Here is a 16,210-nt window from a genome sequence, read left to right on the forward strand (position 1 = left end):
CGCGCGATAGAATCGACCGGTGCTAAACGTTGTCGTACTCATTTCTGGGACTGGCTCCAATTTGCGAGCCCTCCTCGAAGCCATTGACGACGCCGAACGCACGGGTACCCCGATGGGCGCCCGCGTCGTTGCTATCGGCGCGGACACTCCCGAGGCGAATCTCGCCCTCGCCACCGAACGCGGCATCCCGACGTTCGTCGTGCGCCCGCGCGACTACGAGAACCGTGCGGCCTGGGGCGATGCACTGCTGCAAGAAGTACAGCGTTTCACGCCCGACCTGACCATTCTCAGCGGCTTCATGCGGCTCGTTCCTCCCGCCTTCGTGGAGGCGCTCGCACCCGCACTGCTGAACACGCACCCCGCTTTCCTGCCCGAGTTCCCGGGCGCCCACGCCGTTCGCGATGCGATGGCCGCGGGCGCCACGCAGACCGGCGCCACGATCATGATCGTCGACAACGGTGTCGATACCGGACCAATCATCGAACAGCAACGCATCCCGATTCATCCCGAAGACACCGAAGCAACTCTGCACGAACGCATCAAGGTCGTTGAACGCGACCTGCTGATCCGCACCGTGCAGGGCATTGCCAACGGCACCATCAACCTCAAGGAGATCGCCGCATGAGTGCGCCGAAAATCACCGAAGCCCGCCGCGAACGCAACCAGGTCGCCATCCGTCGCGCCCTAATCTCGGTATCCGACAAGACCGACCTGCTGAAGCTGGCGACCGCCCTCGGTAAGGCCGGCGTCGAGATCGTCTCGACCGGTTCGACCGCGGCCCAGATTCGGGATGCGGGCATCGCCGTTACCGAGGCAAGCGAAGTGACCGGCTTCCCCGAGATGCTCGACGGTCGCGTCAAGACCCTGCACCCGGCAATCCACGGTGGTCTGCTCGCCGACCTGCGCCTCGAATCGCACGAAAAGGCACTGGGCGAGTTTGGCATCAAGCCGTTCGACCTGGTCGTCGTCAACCTCTACCCGTTTGCCGAAACGGTCGCGTCGGGTGCCCAGGGTGACGACGTGGTTGAGCAGGTCGACATTGGTGGTCCAGCCATGGTTCGCGCCTCGGCAAAGAACCACGCAAACGTCGCCATCGTGGTGTCGCCCAACAACTACGACGGCATCATCACCGCCCTCGAAAACGGCGGCACCACCCTCGAACAGCGCCGCAAGCTGGCCGCCGAAGCCTTCGCACACACCGCCGAATACGACGCCAACGTTGCTGCCTGGTTTGCCCAGGAAACCGCAACCGAAACGGCGAATGCAACCGACGCAGCTGCAGAATTCCCCGCATCCCTCGAACTCACCGGCAACCTCGAGGCCACGCTGCGCTACGGCGAAAACTCGCACCAGCAGGCAGCCCTGTACCAGCTGCCTGACGGCCGCGGTATCGCGCAGGCAACCCAGCTGCACGGTAAGGCCATGTCGTACAACAACTACGTGGATGCGGATGCCGCGCTGCGTGCGGCGTACGACTTCGATGCACCAGCCGTTGCGATCATCAAGCACGCGAACCCCTGCGGTATCGCGGTAGCACCGGCTGGTCTCGATGATGCTGCGGCCATCGCCGAAGCTCACCGCCGCGCTCACGCTACCGACCCGGTTTCGGCCTTTGGTGGCGTTGTGGCAGCGAACCGCGAGGTCTCGGCAGAAATGGCCGCGACCCTCAGCGAAATCTTCACCGAGGTTGTTGTGGCTCCCGGCTTTGCTGCCGAGGCTGTTGCAATTCTCAGCGCCAAGAAGAACATCCGCCTGCTGCAGTTGCCTGCCGGCTACGCGCGCGAAGCCGTTGAGGTGCGTCAGATCTCAGGCGGTCTGCTGGTGCAGACGCCAGACTCGTTCGTCGGCAACCAGATGCACGCCGGCTGGGAACTCGTTACCGGTGAAGCCGCCGACGAGGCCACCCTGCGCGACCTCGAATTCGCCTGGAAGGCCTGCCGCGCGGTGAAGTCGAACGCCATTCTGCTTGCCAACGACGGCGCCGCAACCGGCGTCGGCATGGGGCAGGTCAACCGCGTTGACTCCTGCCGCCTCGCCGTCGATCGTGCCGCCGACCGCGCGGCCGGATCGGTCGCCGCATCCGACGCGTTCTTCCCGTTCGCTGACGGCCTGCAGGTGCTGATCGACGCTGGCGTTCGCGCTGTCGTGCAGCCCGGTGGTTCGATCCGTGACGAAGAAGTGAAGGCCGCTGCCGAAGCTGCCGGCATCACCATGTACTTCACCGGCGAACGCCACTTCTTCCACTAAGCCGACGCAAATTAGGGGAGCGGTCGCCCGCACACGCGACCGCGACCGCTCCCGTCACACTCGCATCCGCATCCTCGACCGAAGCTCGACCCGAAGGCCATCTTGACCGAACACACCGAAACCACCCGCAACCTCGGCAAAGCCGTAGGCATCGCGGCCCTGCTCACGCTGTGCGCCACCATGTTCGCCACCAACGAGCGCGACATCACCATGGTGCTGCCTGCTTGGGACACGTTCATGCGTGCCTTTGGCATCGCCCTGGTGCCCACCGTGATCTACGCCGCGGTCATGTACCTCATCGGTTCGCTGTGGCGGTTGGATGCGGCGTGGAAGGCTGCGATTGCGGCGCTCGCAGGTGCGCTGGTTGGTCATGGCCTTGGCTACATCTTCCAAATCCTCTCGAACGGTGCCGAACTCAATGAGACCGCGTGGCAGCTCATCCTGACTGAGCCGCTCGGACTTTCATTCCCGTTCGTCATCAGCGCTGTCGTGATCGCCGCGATCGTCGTGCCGCTGGTGCTGCGCGACCGCGACGAAACCGAAACGGATGCGCGCTCGATGCGCCGTCCGGCACCGATTGCGGCCGTCGGCTCGGCGTTCATGCGCGTGCCTTCGGACGAGTTCCTCTCGTCGCTCGACGACGAAACGCAAGACCGCGCCAACGAGCAGTGGGAAGCGGTTGTGGCGATGCTCGAAGAACACGAGTGGGGTACGCAGGCAATCGGTGGCGCCGAGCAAGAGCACGATTCGCTCTACCTTGCCGACACTGCGCTGGTGCTCGGCGAGCAGGTCATCATGGCGCAGCCGGCCAAGTCGGATGAACGTCGACTGTTCACCGAGGTCCGTCGCGATCTCGAGGGTGCCGGCGCGATTTTTGATGAGCTCGAAGCTCCGGCCGAGTTTGACCCAATGGACGTCGTGCAGGCCGACGGCGCGCTCTACGTGGGCGTCGGTGCTCGCACCAACGCGGCAGCGCTGCGCGGCCTGCGTCGCTTGGTTACCGCGCGCGGCTACCGCGTGATTGCCGTTCCGGTAGCTGGCGGGATGCGGTTGGCTGAGGCCATGTCGGTCCTGCCCGATGGCACCAAGCTCGTGTGGGCCGAGGCCGTGCAGACGCCGAGCGTGCTCGGCGGGTTCATTGCGGTTCCCGAACCGCGCGGTGCGGCAGCAATCGCGCTGGACGCACAGACCATCGCGATGTCCGCATCCGCGACCCAGACCGCCGAACTGGTTCGTGCGCTCGGGTACCGGGTTGAGCTGCTTGAACTCGATGCGCTTGAAGCCAAGGGTGTGACCCTGCCGCGCATGTTGCTGCTTTCGCGCTAAGTTGCTGCCCACACCTGCTCGCGCCGACGATTAACTGTCGGAATGCGAAACGCCCCGTGCTTGCGCGCGGGGCGTTTCGACGTATCGGTGTGGTCTAAATGCAAAGTAATCTTTGCAGCGCTGGCTGTGAGGAGCGCCGGTTTGGCGACCTGACTCGCTGTGAATCTGCGGCAGAATCCCGGATGCGGACGGCCCTAGTCGAGTTGGCGACTGCCGATAATCTCGCCGTAGGGCGTGGTGTCAGTTTCGACGAAGCCGAGCGCGGTGAAGAACTTGCCCGGACCGTGTTCGCCTTCTTCCCAGATGGCGAACACGCGGTCGAGTCCGCGTCGACGAGCCTCGTCGAGTACGGCGTTCACGGCAAATCGACCGATTCCCTGACGCTGGTGATCGGCATCGACGTTCATGCGCAGGATAGTCGCGCGGTAGAGCTCGTCGTCGGTGGCGGGGTTGAAGGTGGCCATGATGAAGGCGACAACTTTGCCCTCGTCTTCGATGACTCGTGGCCACATGGTCTCTTGGTTGACGTATGCCTCGGCGATGGAGTGCGAAACTGGCGCAACAAAGGCCTCCTGACCCGGCTTCAGGGTCAGCGTGTTCGCCGCGACAACGTTGTCTGCGGTAAGTGGAACAAGTTGTAGTGCTGCCATGGCTGGAGCCTATACTGCCGTACTTGCAAGACTCCCGAAAAATCGCGGTACGTAGGACCCATGCGAGGTGGTGGAGCAGCGGATGCGAAACGCTGGGCATTTGCCCGGTGATGACCCGTTAATGAGGTTGCGCGAACTACACTGACATGAAGTTAAGCGAACCCGCGCGTGGCGTGGTGCGCCGAATGGCTGCGGGTGATCAGCAGCGTGGTTCGTTGATCTGAACTCGGAAGCGATGGAGGCCGCCGAATGGCGAAGAAGACAGCGGAGACTGACCGCTCAATCGAAGTGCTCGTGCGAGTTGATGGGCAGGGCGAGTTTCGAGACGGTGTCGAGCTGGTTCGTGCTTCGGCAGCGAATGCGGATGAACTTCGCGGCGAACTCATGGAACGCGCGATGCGTGCCGCGATGGAGTCGGGTGCCAACATTTCGGTTCGCATCATTGACGTCGACGGCATTTACCAACTGATCTGCGGCGCAGACGGATCGCTCGACCAAATCGGGGGAGTTGAACCACTGCAGCCCGGTGACACTGAGCTCACGCCAGCAACCGATGAGGCAGACGACGGCGAAGCGCAGACTGCCGACGAAGCCGACGAAGCCAACGCTGAGCCACGCGCTGAAATTGATGACGCCGACCTCGAGCACGCCGACCAGCACCTGCGGGAGCAGCGTGACGGCGGCTACCGCGAACTCTTTGTAGACGGTGCTGACGCCGTCTCGCAGCAGGTGCAGGAACCGTTCGTAGACGACCCAGCCACGCGCATCCCGCGCGAAGACATGCTCGCGCCGAGCTATGACGAGCTCATCACCCACAGCTCGGAAATCGACGAGATCGAAGACGCCCCAATTCAGCCGACCGGTCTCTTTGACGACGAGATTGCCGACGGTCTGGGTGAAGAATTCGATCAAACGGCGTTCGCAGATAGCAATGCGTCGGCGGATGCGACCGGTACCGCAGACGACCAGCTCGACTCGCTGCTCGCAACTGAAGAAGAACTGACCCCGGCGCAGCGTGGCCGACTTGCCGCGTTGAAAGCGGTGCGAGAACAGCGACGTGCGCAAGAAGAAACCCCCAAGGAGTGGGCGCCAGCCTTCCTCCGCGATCGCGGTGCTGCCGCAGAAGCAGCGAAGCAGCCAGCCGAGCCCACATTGCCGACCGCACCGGCCGCATCCGCGCCTACTGCCGCAGTTGCTGGCGGCGCTGGTACAACAGCAGCTGCCACGGGTAACGCACCAACGCTCGATGACTTCTTTGCCGACCGAAAGCCCGAACGCGCCATTCCCGCAGAACAGGGTTGGCGGGCCAGCGTGCGCCGCATGACCGGTGGCGCCATCACGCTCGGCCCGGGCAAGCGTGAACAGGCTGAGCGTGACGAACTCGCATCAATTCGCCGGGTGTTCGACGGACCGCGCACGATCGTCGTGGTCAACCCCAAGGGTGGCGCCCACAAAACCACCGCGACGCTGATGATCGCCGCGATGTTCGGCATCCACCGTGGTGGCTACACGCTCGCCTGGGACAACAACGAGACCCGAGGCACCCTCGGTTGGCGTTCGCAGCCGGGAAAGAACACGACGACCGCGGTCGACCTGCTGCGCGAACTGCCACGCTTCGCCATTTCAGGCGGCGCCACGATTGCCGATATCGACCGCTTCGTGCGCAACCAGGGCGACGCCAAGTTCGACGTACTCGCCAGTGACGACGACGCTGCCAGCGCCGCAATCATCGACGATGATGCCTTCAGCCGACTGCACTCGATGCTCTCGCGCTTCTACCGCGTCATGGTCATCGACACGGGAAACAACATGCGCGCATCCAACTGGGAAGCCGCGCTCGAAGTCGCCGACCAACTCGTGATCATCTCGACCGCGCGCGAAGACACCGCGGCCTCGGCTGCCTGGCTTGCCGACGGTCTGCGCGAACGCGGCTACGAAGACAAGCTCGCCAATGCGGTGACGATTCTTTCGTCGCCGAGCGCAAAGGAAGACGCGGAGCTCACCAACAAGCTGCGCAAGCACTTCGAAGCGCTCACCCGCGCGGTGGTTGCGGTGCCGTACGACCACGAATTTGTTGGTGGTGGCGCGTTGAACACGCAGCGCTTGGCACCCGAGACGCTGCGCGCGTGGCGACACGCAGCCGCGGTCATCGCCGAAGGACTCTAGGCCACCGTTAGGTCACTGCACGCTGGATTAGTGTTGTCCCATTCGTCGAGTCGATTAGCACGATCCGCTCATGTCGAAGCAGCCGCACTAATCTACGGCGCTGCGTCCGGTACCCGGTGGTCGGGAGCTCGTTCGGCATAAGTTGCACAAAATCGCGTTTATATCGCTGTGAGAGCAACATAGGCTCGATTTTGTGCACCTTAGTGCAAGTAGTCCTTGGCAACCTGCCCTCACTGCATGCCGGTTGCGGTGCAACCATCGACCGTGCCGCGCCGCTTCGTCGACAGGCTACGATTTTGGGATGCAGTGCAGCGTTCACGTAACCACCCGTTCGGCAGCTCCGAGCGAGCTTGACGACATCATTGACGGGCTCGACGCCCGTGCCGGTGTCGTGCTCGCCTCGGGCGTGGAATATCCGGGACGCTACACACGATGGGACCTCGGCTTCATCGACCCGCCGCTGGTGCTAGAAGGGCGTGGATTCGGGCTCGAACTTCGCGCGCTGAATGAGCGCGGACGAGTGCCGCTGGCGGCGTTTACCGATGCGCTCAGCGCGACCGAGGGCATCCACACCGAACCCGTTGCCGGCACCGAACTGCCGGCGCTGCGCATCACCGTTGCCCCGCAGCGCGACGAGATTCTGCCCGAAGAACAGCGCACCCGCCGCCGCTCGAGCTTCACTGTGCTGCGCGCCATGCTCTCGGCCCTGCCGAAGGATGCACACCCGCACCTCGGGTTCTACGGGGCGTTTGGCTACGACCTCGTGCGGCAGATCGAAGCACTCGATGCACCCGAAAGCGGCCTCGACGGTCAGCGCGACATGCTCGTTTACCTGCCCGACAGCATCCTCGCGGTTGATCGGCAACGAGCCGACGCCTACCGCGTCGATTTCGACTTCACCTACGCGGGTGCGTCAACCGTCGGCGTCGAACGTACGCCCACCGCGGCGCCGTTCGTACCACCGGCGTCATCGGCACGCGCGAGCCGCGACCACGCGCCCGGAGAATACGCCGCACTGGTGCAGGATGCGAAAGCGTCGTTTGCGCGGGGAGATCTGTTCGAGGTCGTTCCCGGTCAGGCTTTCCGCGAGCCGATCCGCACGTCACCGGCCCGCGTTTTCCGCAATCTGAAGCAGGCCAATCCGGCACCCTACGGTGCGCTGATGAACTTTGGTCGCAACGAGTTCTTGGTGACCGCATCGCCAGAGATGTTCGTGCGAGTTGACGGCCGCCGCGTCGAAACGGCGCCGATCTCGGGCACGATCGCCCGCGGCAGCGACGCGATCGCCGACGCCGACCAGATTCTCGAGCTGCTCAATAGCGACAAAGACCGCCACGAACTCACGATGTGCACCGACGTCGACCGCAACGATAAGTCGCGCATCTGCGAGCCCGGTAGCGTGCGCATCATTGGTCGCCGCCAGATCGAGCTCTACTCGAAGGTCATTCACACCGTCGACCACGTTGAGGGCCAGCTGCGTTCGGGGTTTGACGGGTTGGATGCGATTGCCTCGCACATGTGGGCAGTTACGGTTACCGGCGCTCCAAAGATTTGGGCGATGCGCTTCATCGACGAGCACGAGCGTTCACCGCGCACCTGGTACGCCGGTGCCCTCGGCGCGATCCTCGCGGACGGCACCGTCAATACCGGCCTCACCATTCGCGCGGCCATGATTCGTGACGGCATCGCCGAGGTGCGCGCCGGTGGCACGCTGCTCATCGACTCGGATCCGGCCGCTGAAGAACGCGAAACCGAGATGAAGTCGCAGGCACTCCTCGATGCCATTACGGCGGATGCGCCGCAAACCGCACCCGAAGCAACCGAAACGGTCGCGGCGGGCGCGGGACACCGCATCCTGTTCTTCGACCACGAAGATTCGTTCGTGCAAATGCTCGCCGGGTACATGCGCGAGACCGGCGCCGAGGTATTTACCGTGCGCGTACCGCGCGGGGGATTGGCGGCGGATACGATTCGCGCACAGATCCGTGCCTGCGATCCGACGCTTGTCGTCATGTCGCCGGGGCCTGGCAACCCGCAGGACTTTAACGATGCCCGGATCCTTGCCGAGGTCGACGCTGCCGGGTTGCCGGTGTTTGGTGTCTGCCTCGGGCAGCAGGCGATGGGCGAGTACTTTGGTGCGTCGCTCGGTCAGCTCGACTATCCGTTGCACGGTCAAGAGCGGGATGCGGTCGTCGTGGCCGAGGGGTTCCTGGATGCGTTGCCGCAGCGGTTCGTGACCGGTCGCTACCACTCGCTGTACATCGACCCGGCCACGCTGCCAGACGCACTCTACGTCGTGGCCAGCGATGACGACGGCATTCCGATGGCGATCCAACATCGCACGAAGCCCTGGTTCGCCGTGCAGTTCCACCCGGAGTCGCTCATGAGCCTGCGCGATCGCACGGGCAACCGCATTATTGACGCCGTACTGCAGCAACTGGGAACGCCAAACAACGCCTGATCAACGGACGGATTCGGGTTCGGAAAAGTTCACGAAATTTTCGCTATTGCGCGCACCCGGTTTGCGATTAAGATCGCAGAGCCGCGTCGACCGGACGCGAACCAATTTCAGCAGGCTGAGCACACCGCAACCCCGAACATCCGGTTGCGTGCAAAACGGTTAAGCGTTGACTGCACGGTGCATTTTGACGGTGCATCGTGACGGTGCATCTTGACGGTGCCCCGCACCGCGGAATGCAGATGCATTCCGCGAGGGACATCAACCCGCCCACCACGTTGCTCAGCCACGTTGCTGCCCGAAGCACGGCGTCACTGCCGCGCAAATGAAAGGACACCGACGTGACCAATCGCATTGAATTCCGTTACCTCTCCGAAGAAGACACGATCGCCGCGGGCGTCATGGACATGGCAGCGTGTGTAGACGCGATGGAAGAAACGTTCGCGCTCTATGCCAGCGGTGACTACCGCATGGCCGGTCCGAACAATGATTCGCACGGCGCGCGCATGATCTTCCCGGACGACCCGCCGTTCCCGACGATGCCGAAGAACGACGATGACCGTCGGTTCACGGCGATGCCGGCCTACCTCGGCGGCAGCTTCGGTACCACCGGCGTCAAGTGGTACGGCTCGAACCCGACCAACCGCGAACAAGGTCTGCCTCGCTCCATCCTCACGTTCATGCTGAACGACACCGACACCGCCGCACCGCTGGCGCTGATGTCGGCCAACCTGCTCTCGGCTATGCGCACCGGCGCCGTTTCGGGCGTGGCTGCACGCTACTTCGCGCGCGGTGACGCCCGCGTTGCCGGCATCATCGGCCCGGGCGTTATGGGGCGCACCACGCTGGCGGCGCTGGCGGTTGCTTGCCCGATGCTCGACACGGTGCAGGTTCGTGGCCGCAGCCAGCAGGGTATCGACGACTTCAAGGCGTGGGTTGCCAAGCACGTGCCGCAGATCAGCACGATTGAAGTGATGGACTCGATCGAGGCTGCCGTGCGCGGTGCCGATGTCGTAGCGTTCTGCACCACCTACCGTGCGGGCGACCCCGACAGCTACCCGATGTGTAAGCGTGAATGGCTCGAGCCGGGCGCGTTCGTGACCATGCCGGGTGCTGCCAACATCGACGAAGAACTCGAAGCACAGGATGTCCGCAAGGTCGTCGACAGCTACGGCCTCTACGAAGCCTGGGGCATGGAATACCCGACCCCGACGCACCACCATGTTGGCATCATCGGCAACAAGTTCCTTGACCTGGTGTCCGACGGCAAGATCCGTCACTGGGACATCGAAGAACTCGGCCCGGTCGTTGAACGCCGTAACGAAGGCCGACGCAGCATGGAAGAAATCGTCATCTGCTCGGTCGGTGGTCTGCCGATCGAAGACGTTGCCTGGGGCACCGTGGTGTACCGCAACGCCGTCGCGAACAACATCGGCACCGTGCTGCCGCTGTGGGATTCGCCATCGCTCGCCTAGCCGTGCGGGTATTGGTTCCGTAAACACCCAGTAGGGTGCGCCGCGGGGCGTCGGCTACTGCGCGGTGGTAGCGGGATGGACACCTGCTACCGCCGCCACGTTAGTTCGTTACGAACCTGAACTGTTCATGAATGCTATTGGTTTAGTGAATGCATTAACTTATGCTGAATATTTCGGCGACGAAGCAAGCATGCGACTTCACGCCGTAACCGGCAATCCGAATGTTTCGCGTTGAGCGGATGTTCTGGTTGTGGGGCCGCAGCTTCGTGTGCGCGACCGTGGAGTATTCATGACTGCTTGGAATCGATCCGGCGCCATCACTCAGTCCAGTTCTGCAAGGCGTTCGCGCTGGCGGATGTTCGCCGCGAGCATTGGGACGCTAGCGCTCACTGCAGCGACACTCTTGCTGCCCGGTTACGACGCGCAGGCCGCTACGAAGACCTACGAACTCTCGGGTGAGTGGGTTGACCAGCCCGAATCGGTGCGCTCCGAAGTTGAAGTTCTCGGCACCCGTTGGAAGTTCGACATCAATGATGATGGTGCAGCACCATCGAAGGAGGTCGTGCCGAACAACGTCGTCACCATTACGCTCGAGCATGCTCGCTTCGAGACGATGCCTTCGACGTGTCTGACCGAAGGACCGGATGCATCCGGTAACGAGGTTGCCCCCGCTTCGTCGATCAGCGAAGACGGCAGCACCCTCACCTGCAACCTCGGTAGCCGCGTGCAGGGCACTGCCGAGCAGCTGTTTGCCAGCGTCGTGCCTGTTGGCAATGCCGGTGACCTGGTCGGCGCCAGTGCAAGCTTCGGCGGGCAAACCGTCGAGCTGCCGAAGATTCCGATCACCAACGCGTTTTGGATGGATGCGAAGTTCAACGGTGGCGGGCCGCAGTCGTACACGGGAGACCCCGGCACCGAACAGTTCGTCAACTTTCCGTTCTCGCTCAGTCACGCGCGCAACACTCCGGAAGGGCCCTCATCCGTTACGTATGATCTGACCATCGAACACACGGGTCAGGCTACGAACCCCGAACTTGCGATCCGTGGTGCCGGGTGTGTTGCCAATAACCGTATTCAATCCGGTTACCCGTATTCGGCTGACGGTCATGACACGAATATGACCACGCGTTTCCCGGACTGCACGCTTGAAAAGACTGGACCGAAGACCTTCCGCTTGACGCTATCTAACCTGGACTATTCGCAAGGTCCGGAACTCGACTCGAACGGGCAGCCGCTGCCGTTGGGCAAGGATGTCATCGCCGCCGGAATGTTGGAGTTGCAGTTCCCGTACAAGCCCAATGGCGGGCAGGTAAAGCTCACTGCTTCGGCACCGACCTACACGGCCGCTGACGGTCAGGTTTCGAAAGACGATTCGGGGAACAACGCCAACGCTGTGCCAGTAGTTCGCGGCGGTTGGACCGGCGGTTGGGTGGTTGCTGCGCAGCGACCGGAGGCGTACCCGGGCTCACCGTGGACTGACACGTCTCGTGCACCCGCCGGAGCCACCATCATGTCGACTGGTTCGGTCAAGATTCCGCACCAGTGGAATCACAAGGATCACTGGGTTTGCAAGGTGCTTGATACGGATCACGTCACCTTTCAAGCGGCGCGAGTGAATATCAATGGTGACGCGAAACCCAACCTGTATTACGACACCTCGTATACCGGCGAAATCTGGTACTACACTGGGGAATTTGTCGACCCAGTGACGGGAGCCGCAGTCGACCCGAACGCGTTCCCGTGTGGCACGGTCGAAGACATGAACAATCCTGCGGCGGGTAGCCCGGCCGGATGGTCGACGACGCTTCCAGCAGACCTGTCCACGGTTAAAGCGGTCAAGGTTCGCGTGCCGAAGTCGATGGCTGGGCAGGCGACCACACCAAACGGCTCGGTGTTTTTGACTGTCGACCAGCAAATCAAGCCAGACACTCCCGTTGGTACCGATATCTGGACATGGACCGACACCTTGGAAGAGGGCGGATACGACTGGAAGTTTGATCCAGAAAGTCGAGAAGGTGCGGTCTATGACCGTACGACGAACCCGGCCAATGTGAAGCCGTACGGCATCAAGACACCGGACCTCACCTACCCCTACGCGGGCCCGGGCCGTGACGTGCTCCGTGTCGTCGGCTCGCAGCCGATCGTCGAGAAGTCTGTCGCAAAATCCGAGTATGGACCCGGCACCAACGTGGACTACACCGTCAAGTACGGCCTCGAATCGAACCTCGCGAATCCCGCACCCGACCAGGTTGTCGTAACCGACACGCTGCCTGTGGGCCTCGAATACGTGCCCGGTTCTGCCAGCCTCGAGCCGGTTGTCAGCGGTAGCCCAGCAACCGGGCAGACGTTGACCTGGACGATAGACGGGGTCATGCCAAACGACCCGCTGGCTGAGTTGACGTTCCAAGCCAAGGTTCCCGGCGATGCGAAGCCGGGAAGCGAGCACGTAAACAAGGTGACCGCGAAGAGCCAGGGCATCACTCGCGCGGCTGAAGCCGAGTTCGTCGTGCCCGACTCGGGCAACACTTCGCTGCTGAAGACCACCGAACACGACGTCATCGACAAATCCAAGAGCGAAACCACGAACTCGTGGACGGTTGCACTCACTTCGACCGACCCGAATGTCTCCGAGAAGACCGATCTGATCGACATCCTGCCGTATGTGGGAGACGAGCGAGGCACGATCCTTACGGGCGACTTGGTGCTGGATGCGGTGACCGCTCCGGCGGGTGCCACGGTCTACTACACAACAGCCGACCCCGCCACGATTGACGAAGATCCCAAGGCCGATAGCAACGGCGGTTTCGCCACGCCATCGGCCATGTGGTCGACGGACTACACCCCTGATGCGACCGCGATCCGCATTGTGGGCGGGCCGATTGCCTATGGCGAAACGCAGGAAGTGAAGATCGACGTATCGGTTCCGGATGCGGTGCCGGGCGACAAGCTGGTGAATACGGCAGTTGCTCGCGCAACGAGCACTGAGATGCGGATGCGGGCCTCGAACGACTTTGAGGTGATCGATTCGACGATTCCGACGGAGACTCCGACGGAGACGCCGACGGAGACGCCGACGGAGACGCCGACCGAAAGTCCGTCAGAGACTCCGACCGAGACTCCGACTGCAACCCCGACGGATACGCCTACCGAGACGCCGACCGAAAGTCCGACTGCAACCCCGACGGATACGCCTACCGAAACTCCGACTGACACTCCCACGGATACGCCGACTGACAGCCCGTCAGCATCGCCGACCGTGACGCCATCGGAGCCGCCAAGTGAGTCACCAACGGAATCGGCCACCGACGTGCCGATCCCGCCAACCGAAGAACCGGTACCGCCAACCGACGATGAACTCGCCGGAACCGGTGCCGACGATTGGCAGCCAATTGCGGGTGGCGCAGCCGCGGTGCTGCTGGCCGGTGCCATCTTGCTGATGCTGCACCAACGGCGCACACGTACCACCGCGTAGCACGCACACATTGGCCGTGGTGACGTAAACGGTGTCGACGCGCCGTAACGTCACCGCGGCACACAAAAACGGGCGGGGAAGCAATTCATGCCTCCCCGCCCGTTTTCGCTTGGCCGCACTGCGCGATTCGCAGCGATGCTGCCTTAGCGGAAGACGATCGTGCGGTGTCCGTCGAGCAGGATGCGGTGCTCGGCAAACCACTTAACGGCCTGCGTCAGCGTGCGAGATTCTTCATCCTGGCCCATCGCCTGCAACTGCTTCACCGTGTTCGTGTGGTCAACACGGCGAACGTTCTGTTCGATGATCGGACCCTCATCAAGATCCGTGGTGACGAAGTGCGCGGTGGCACCAACGAGCTTCACGCCGCGAGCGTGGGCCTGGCGGTAGGGGTTGGCACCCTTGAAGCCCGGCAAGAACGAGTGGTGAATGTTGATCGCCATGCCGGCAAGTTCTTCGCAAAGCTCCGGCGACACGATCTGCATGTAGCGGGCAAGCACCACGAGCTCGATCTGCTCTTCGGCGATGACCTCGCGCACGCGCTGCTCAAAGGCCGCCTTCTCTTCGGGGCCGGTCACCGGCAGGTGCTCGAAGGGCACGTCGTAAAAGCGCGCCAGATCGCCAAGCACCGCGTGGTTGGCCATGACGCGGGGGATCTCAATAGGGAGGTAGCCCGAACGCTGGCGGAACAACAGGTCGTTGACCGCGTGCGCGGCCTTCGAACCGAGGATGAGCGTGCGCAGCTTGCGCTCGGCGGGGTCGACCGTGATCTTCGCTCCCAAGCGTTTGGCAACCGGGAGCACCTCGGCCTGTAGATCAGCACCGTCCGCCACCGAAACTTCGGTGCGCAAGAAGAATCGGCCGGTGTCGGTCGAGGAGAACTGCTGCAGCTCTTCGATATTGCCACCGGCAGCAACGACCGCGCCGGTCAGGGCGTGCACGATGCCTGGCGTGTCGTCGCACACGAGCGTGATCACCCAGTGCGCGCGCGGATTTTCGATTTTCTCGGTTGCAAACTTCAGATCGGTCACCGCACCAGCGTAACCTCGAGACGTGACCAATACCGCATCCTCGCCCGAAGTGCGCCCGATGCCGTGGGCACAGTTACTCGCACTCGCCTCGGCCACGTTCATGTCGGTCACGATCGAGATGCTGCCCACCGGCGTCATGCCGATGATGTCGCACGACCTGCAGGTCAGCGAATCACAAATTGGCATGCTCATGACGATCTTCGCGATGTCGGTCGTATTCACCTCAACGCCGCTCATGTACCTGCTGCGGCACGTGCCCAAACGCATGCTGTTGGTTGGCGTCTTGTCGACCTTCGCAATCGGCACCATCGGCTCGGCACTGGCCAGTTCGTACGCGCTGCTGGTCGTGACCCGAATCATCACCGGTGTTGCGCACGGTGTCTTTTGGGCATCCGTCACCGCCTATGTTGGCCATCTTGTACACCGCTCGCAGCTCACCACCGCCGTCTCAATTACCTCCGGTGGCGGTGGCCTTGCGTTCGTGCTCGGTGTGCCGCTGGGTACGGCGCTCGGCCAGTGGCTCGGATGGCGCACCACGTTCTTCGTGCTCGCGGCACTCTGCCTTGTGGTCGCGGCACTGTTGCTGCGCATCATGCCGGCGCGCGTAGCCGAACCGCAGACCGACACCGCGGCAATCGAGATCCAGCCCGCACCGACCGCCATTGGCGACACCGAACGCGTCGGACGGGGAGCGGGGCTGCCACCACGACCCAAGAAGTCGATGCGGCTGGTCATTCTGGTTTGTCTGCTTTGTGGCCTGACGATCACCGGACACTTCACGTACTACACCTACGTCTCTATTCAGCTCCTTGGGCCGATGCAGCTGCCCGAGCAGTGGCTGGCAATCGCGCTCTTTGGCTACGGCGTCATGTCGTCGATCGCGACGTTCCTCACCGGCTCCCTCTTTGCCAACCGGTCGAGCCTCGGGTTCCGCATCGCGTATCTGCTCATGCTCGCCGGTGGTGCGATCGTGACGTTCTCGGGGGCAAACCTGTGGTTTGGGATGCTCGGGCTCCTGTGCTGGGGCGCGGCAATGGGCCTTATGCCCACGCTGCTGCAGTCCCGCCTGCTGGCCGTGGCGCCAAGCAAACACCGCGACATTGCCAGCGCCATCTACACCTCGGGCTTCAACCTCGGCATCTCCAGCGGCGCGTATTTTGGTGGTCTGCTGCTCGACGAGTTCACCATCTCAGCGCTCGGACCGGCCTTCATCATCATCATCGGGCTCGCCGCGGCCTACTCGATCACCCTCGATACGGTTTCGGCCCGGCGACAGCTGGCGCAATAATTTGTCGCATTCCACCGGCCACTAGGCTTGAGCAGTAACTAGGCAACTAGACTTATTCACCAATACGGGCCACTTCACCCGAATGCGCTCGTTCCCCATA

The 16,210-nt window shown here is 62.9% G+C and carries 10 protein-coding genes; 8 read left to right on the plus strand and 2 right to left on the minus strand.

Translation table 11 applies throughout. The features are described 5' to 3' along the window. Positions 1-19 precede the first annotated feature (19 nt). From purN to ZBI01S_RS03970, 3 genes are all read left to right on the plus strand, one after another. The gene (gene purN, locus ZBI01S_RS03960) at positions 20-625 is read left to right on the plus strand and encodes a phosphoribosylglycinamide formyltransferase (protein ID WP_066056688.1); all 606 of its coding nucleotides are present in this window, start codon (positions 20-22) and stop codon (positions 623-625) included. Continuing rightward, positions 622-2,247, plus strand: a complete 1,626-nt coding sequence (purH, locus tag ZBI01S_RS03965) for a bifunctional phosphoribosylaminoimidazolecarboxamide formyltransferase/IMP cyclohydrolase (RefSeq protein WP_066056691.1) — start codon at positions 622-624, stop codon at positions 2,245-2,247. Before purN ends, purH begins: the two co-directional genes overlap by 4 nt. Positions 2,248-2,349: 102 nt before the next feature. Further along, positions 2,350-3,573: a hypothetical protein gene (locus ZBI01S_RS03970; protein WP_066056694.1), complete on the plus strand. Its 1,224-nt coding sequence runs from the start codon at positions 2,350-2,352 to the stop codon at positions 3,571-3,573. 194 nt (positions 3,574-3,767) lie between these two features. Here ZBI01S_RS03970 and ZBI01S_RS03975 read toward each other — a convergent pair whose 3' ends face one another. Then, positions 3,768-4,223, minus strand: coding sequence for a GNAT family N-acetyltransferase (locus ZBI01S_RS03975; RefSeq protein ID WP_066056697.1), 456 nt, complete (start codon positions 4,221-4,223; stop codon positions 3,768-3,770). Between the two features lie 249 nt (positions 4,224-4,472). On the opposite strand from ZBI01S_RS03975, the gene ZBI01S_RS10005 reads away from it, so the two are divergent. From ZBI01S_RS10005 to ZBI01S_RS03995, 4 genes are all read left to right on the plus strand, one after another. Then, complete coding sequence (locus tag ZBI01S_RS10005) at positions 4,473-6,389, plus strand: MinD/ParA family ATP-binding protein (protein ID WP_222822364.1); 1,917 nt, start codon at positions 4,473-4,475, stop codon at positions 6,387-6,389. A 301-nt stretch (positions 6,390-6,690) separates the two neighbouring features. Then, a complete protein-coding gene (locus tag ZBI01S_RS03985) occupies positions 6,691-8,850 on the plus strand; it encodes an anthranilate synthase component I (RefSeq protein ID WP_066056700.1) in 2,160 nt (719 codons plus the stop codon). 338 nt (positions 8,851-9,188) lie between these two features. Further along, positions 9,189-10,322 (plus strand): tyramine oxidase subunit B, encoded by a 1,134-nt coding sequence (locus tag ZBI01S_RS03990; protein ID WP_066056702.1) that lies wholly within the window; start codon positions 9,189-9,191, stop codon positions 10,320-10,322. 289 nt (positions 10,323-10,611) lie between these two features. Further along, the gene (locus ZBI01S_RS03995) at positions 10,612-13,794 is read left to right on the plus strand and encodes a DUF11 domain-containing protein (protein ID WP_159421377.1); all 3,183 of its coding nucleotides are present in this window, start codon (positions 10,612-10,614) and stop codon (positions 13,792-13,794) included. 143 nt (positions 13,795-13,937) lie between these two features. Here ZBI01S_RS03995 and ZBI01S_RS04000 read toward each other — a convergent pair whose 3' ends face one another. Beyond that, positions 13,938-14,822 carry a formyltetrahydrofolate deformylase gene (locus ZBI01S_RS04000; RefSeq protein WP_245610532.1) on the minus strand — a complete coding sequence of 295 codons (885 nt, stop codon included), beginning with the start codon at positions 14,820-14,822 and terminating at the stop codon, positions 13,938-13,940. A gap of 22 nt (positions 14,823-14,844) precedes the next feature. Between ZBI01S_RS04000 and ZBI01S_RS04005 the strand changes: the two genes are divergently transcribed. After that, positions 14,845-16,110 (plus strand): MFS transporter, encoded by a 1,266-nt coding sequence (locus ZBI01S_RS04005; RefSeq protein WP_066056708.1) that lies wholly within the window; start codon positions 14,845-14,847, stop codon positions 16,108-16,110. Positions 16,111-16,210 lie beyond the last annotated feature (100 nt).

The sequence above is a fragment of the [Zimmermannella] bifida NBRC 103089 genome, from assembly GCF_001570925.1.
Classification (GTDB): domain Bacteria; phylum Actinomycetota; class Actinomycetes; order Actinomycetales; family Microbacteriaceae; genus Gulosibacter; species Gulosibacter bifidus.

What these genes read in the sequence shown, in the direction of transcription:
- purH (WP_066056691.1), top strand. Translation starts at nt 622, where the DNA reads ATGAGTGCGCCGAAAATCACCGAAGCCCGCCGCGAACGCAACCAGGTC.
- ZBI01S_RS10005 (WP_222822364.1), top strand. Translation starts at nt 4,473, where the DNA reads ATGGCGAAGAAGACAGCGGAGACTGACCGCTCAATCGAAGTGCTCGTG.
- ZBI01S_RS03985 (WP_066056700.1), top strand. Translation starts at nt 6,691, where the DNA reads ATGCAGTGCAGCGTTCACGTAACCACCCGTTCGGCAGCTCCGAGCGAG.
- ZBI01S_RS03995 (WP_159421377.1), top strand. Translation starts at nt 10,612, where the DNA reads ATGACTGCTTGGAATCGATCCGGCGCCATCACTCAGTCCAGTTCTGCA.
- ZBI01S_RS03975 (WP_066056697.1), bottom strand. Translation starts at nt 4,223, where the DNA reads ATGGCAGCACTACAACTTGTTCCACTTACCGCAGACAACGTTGTCGCG.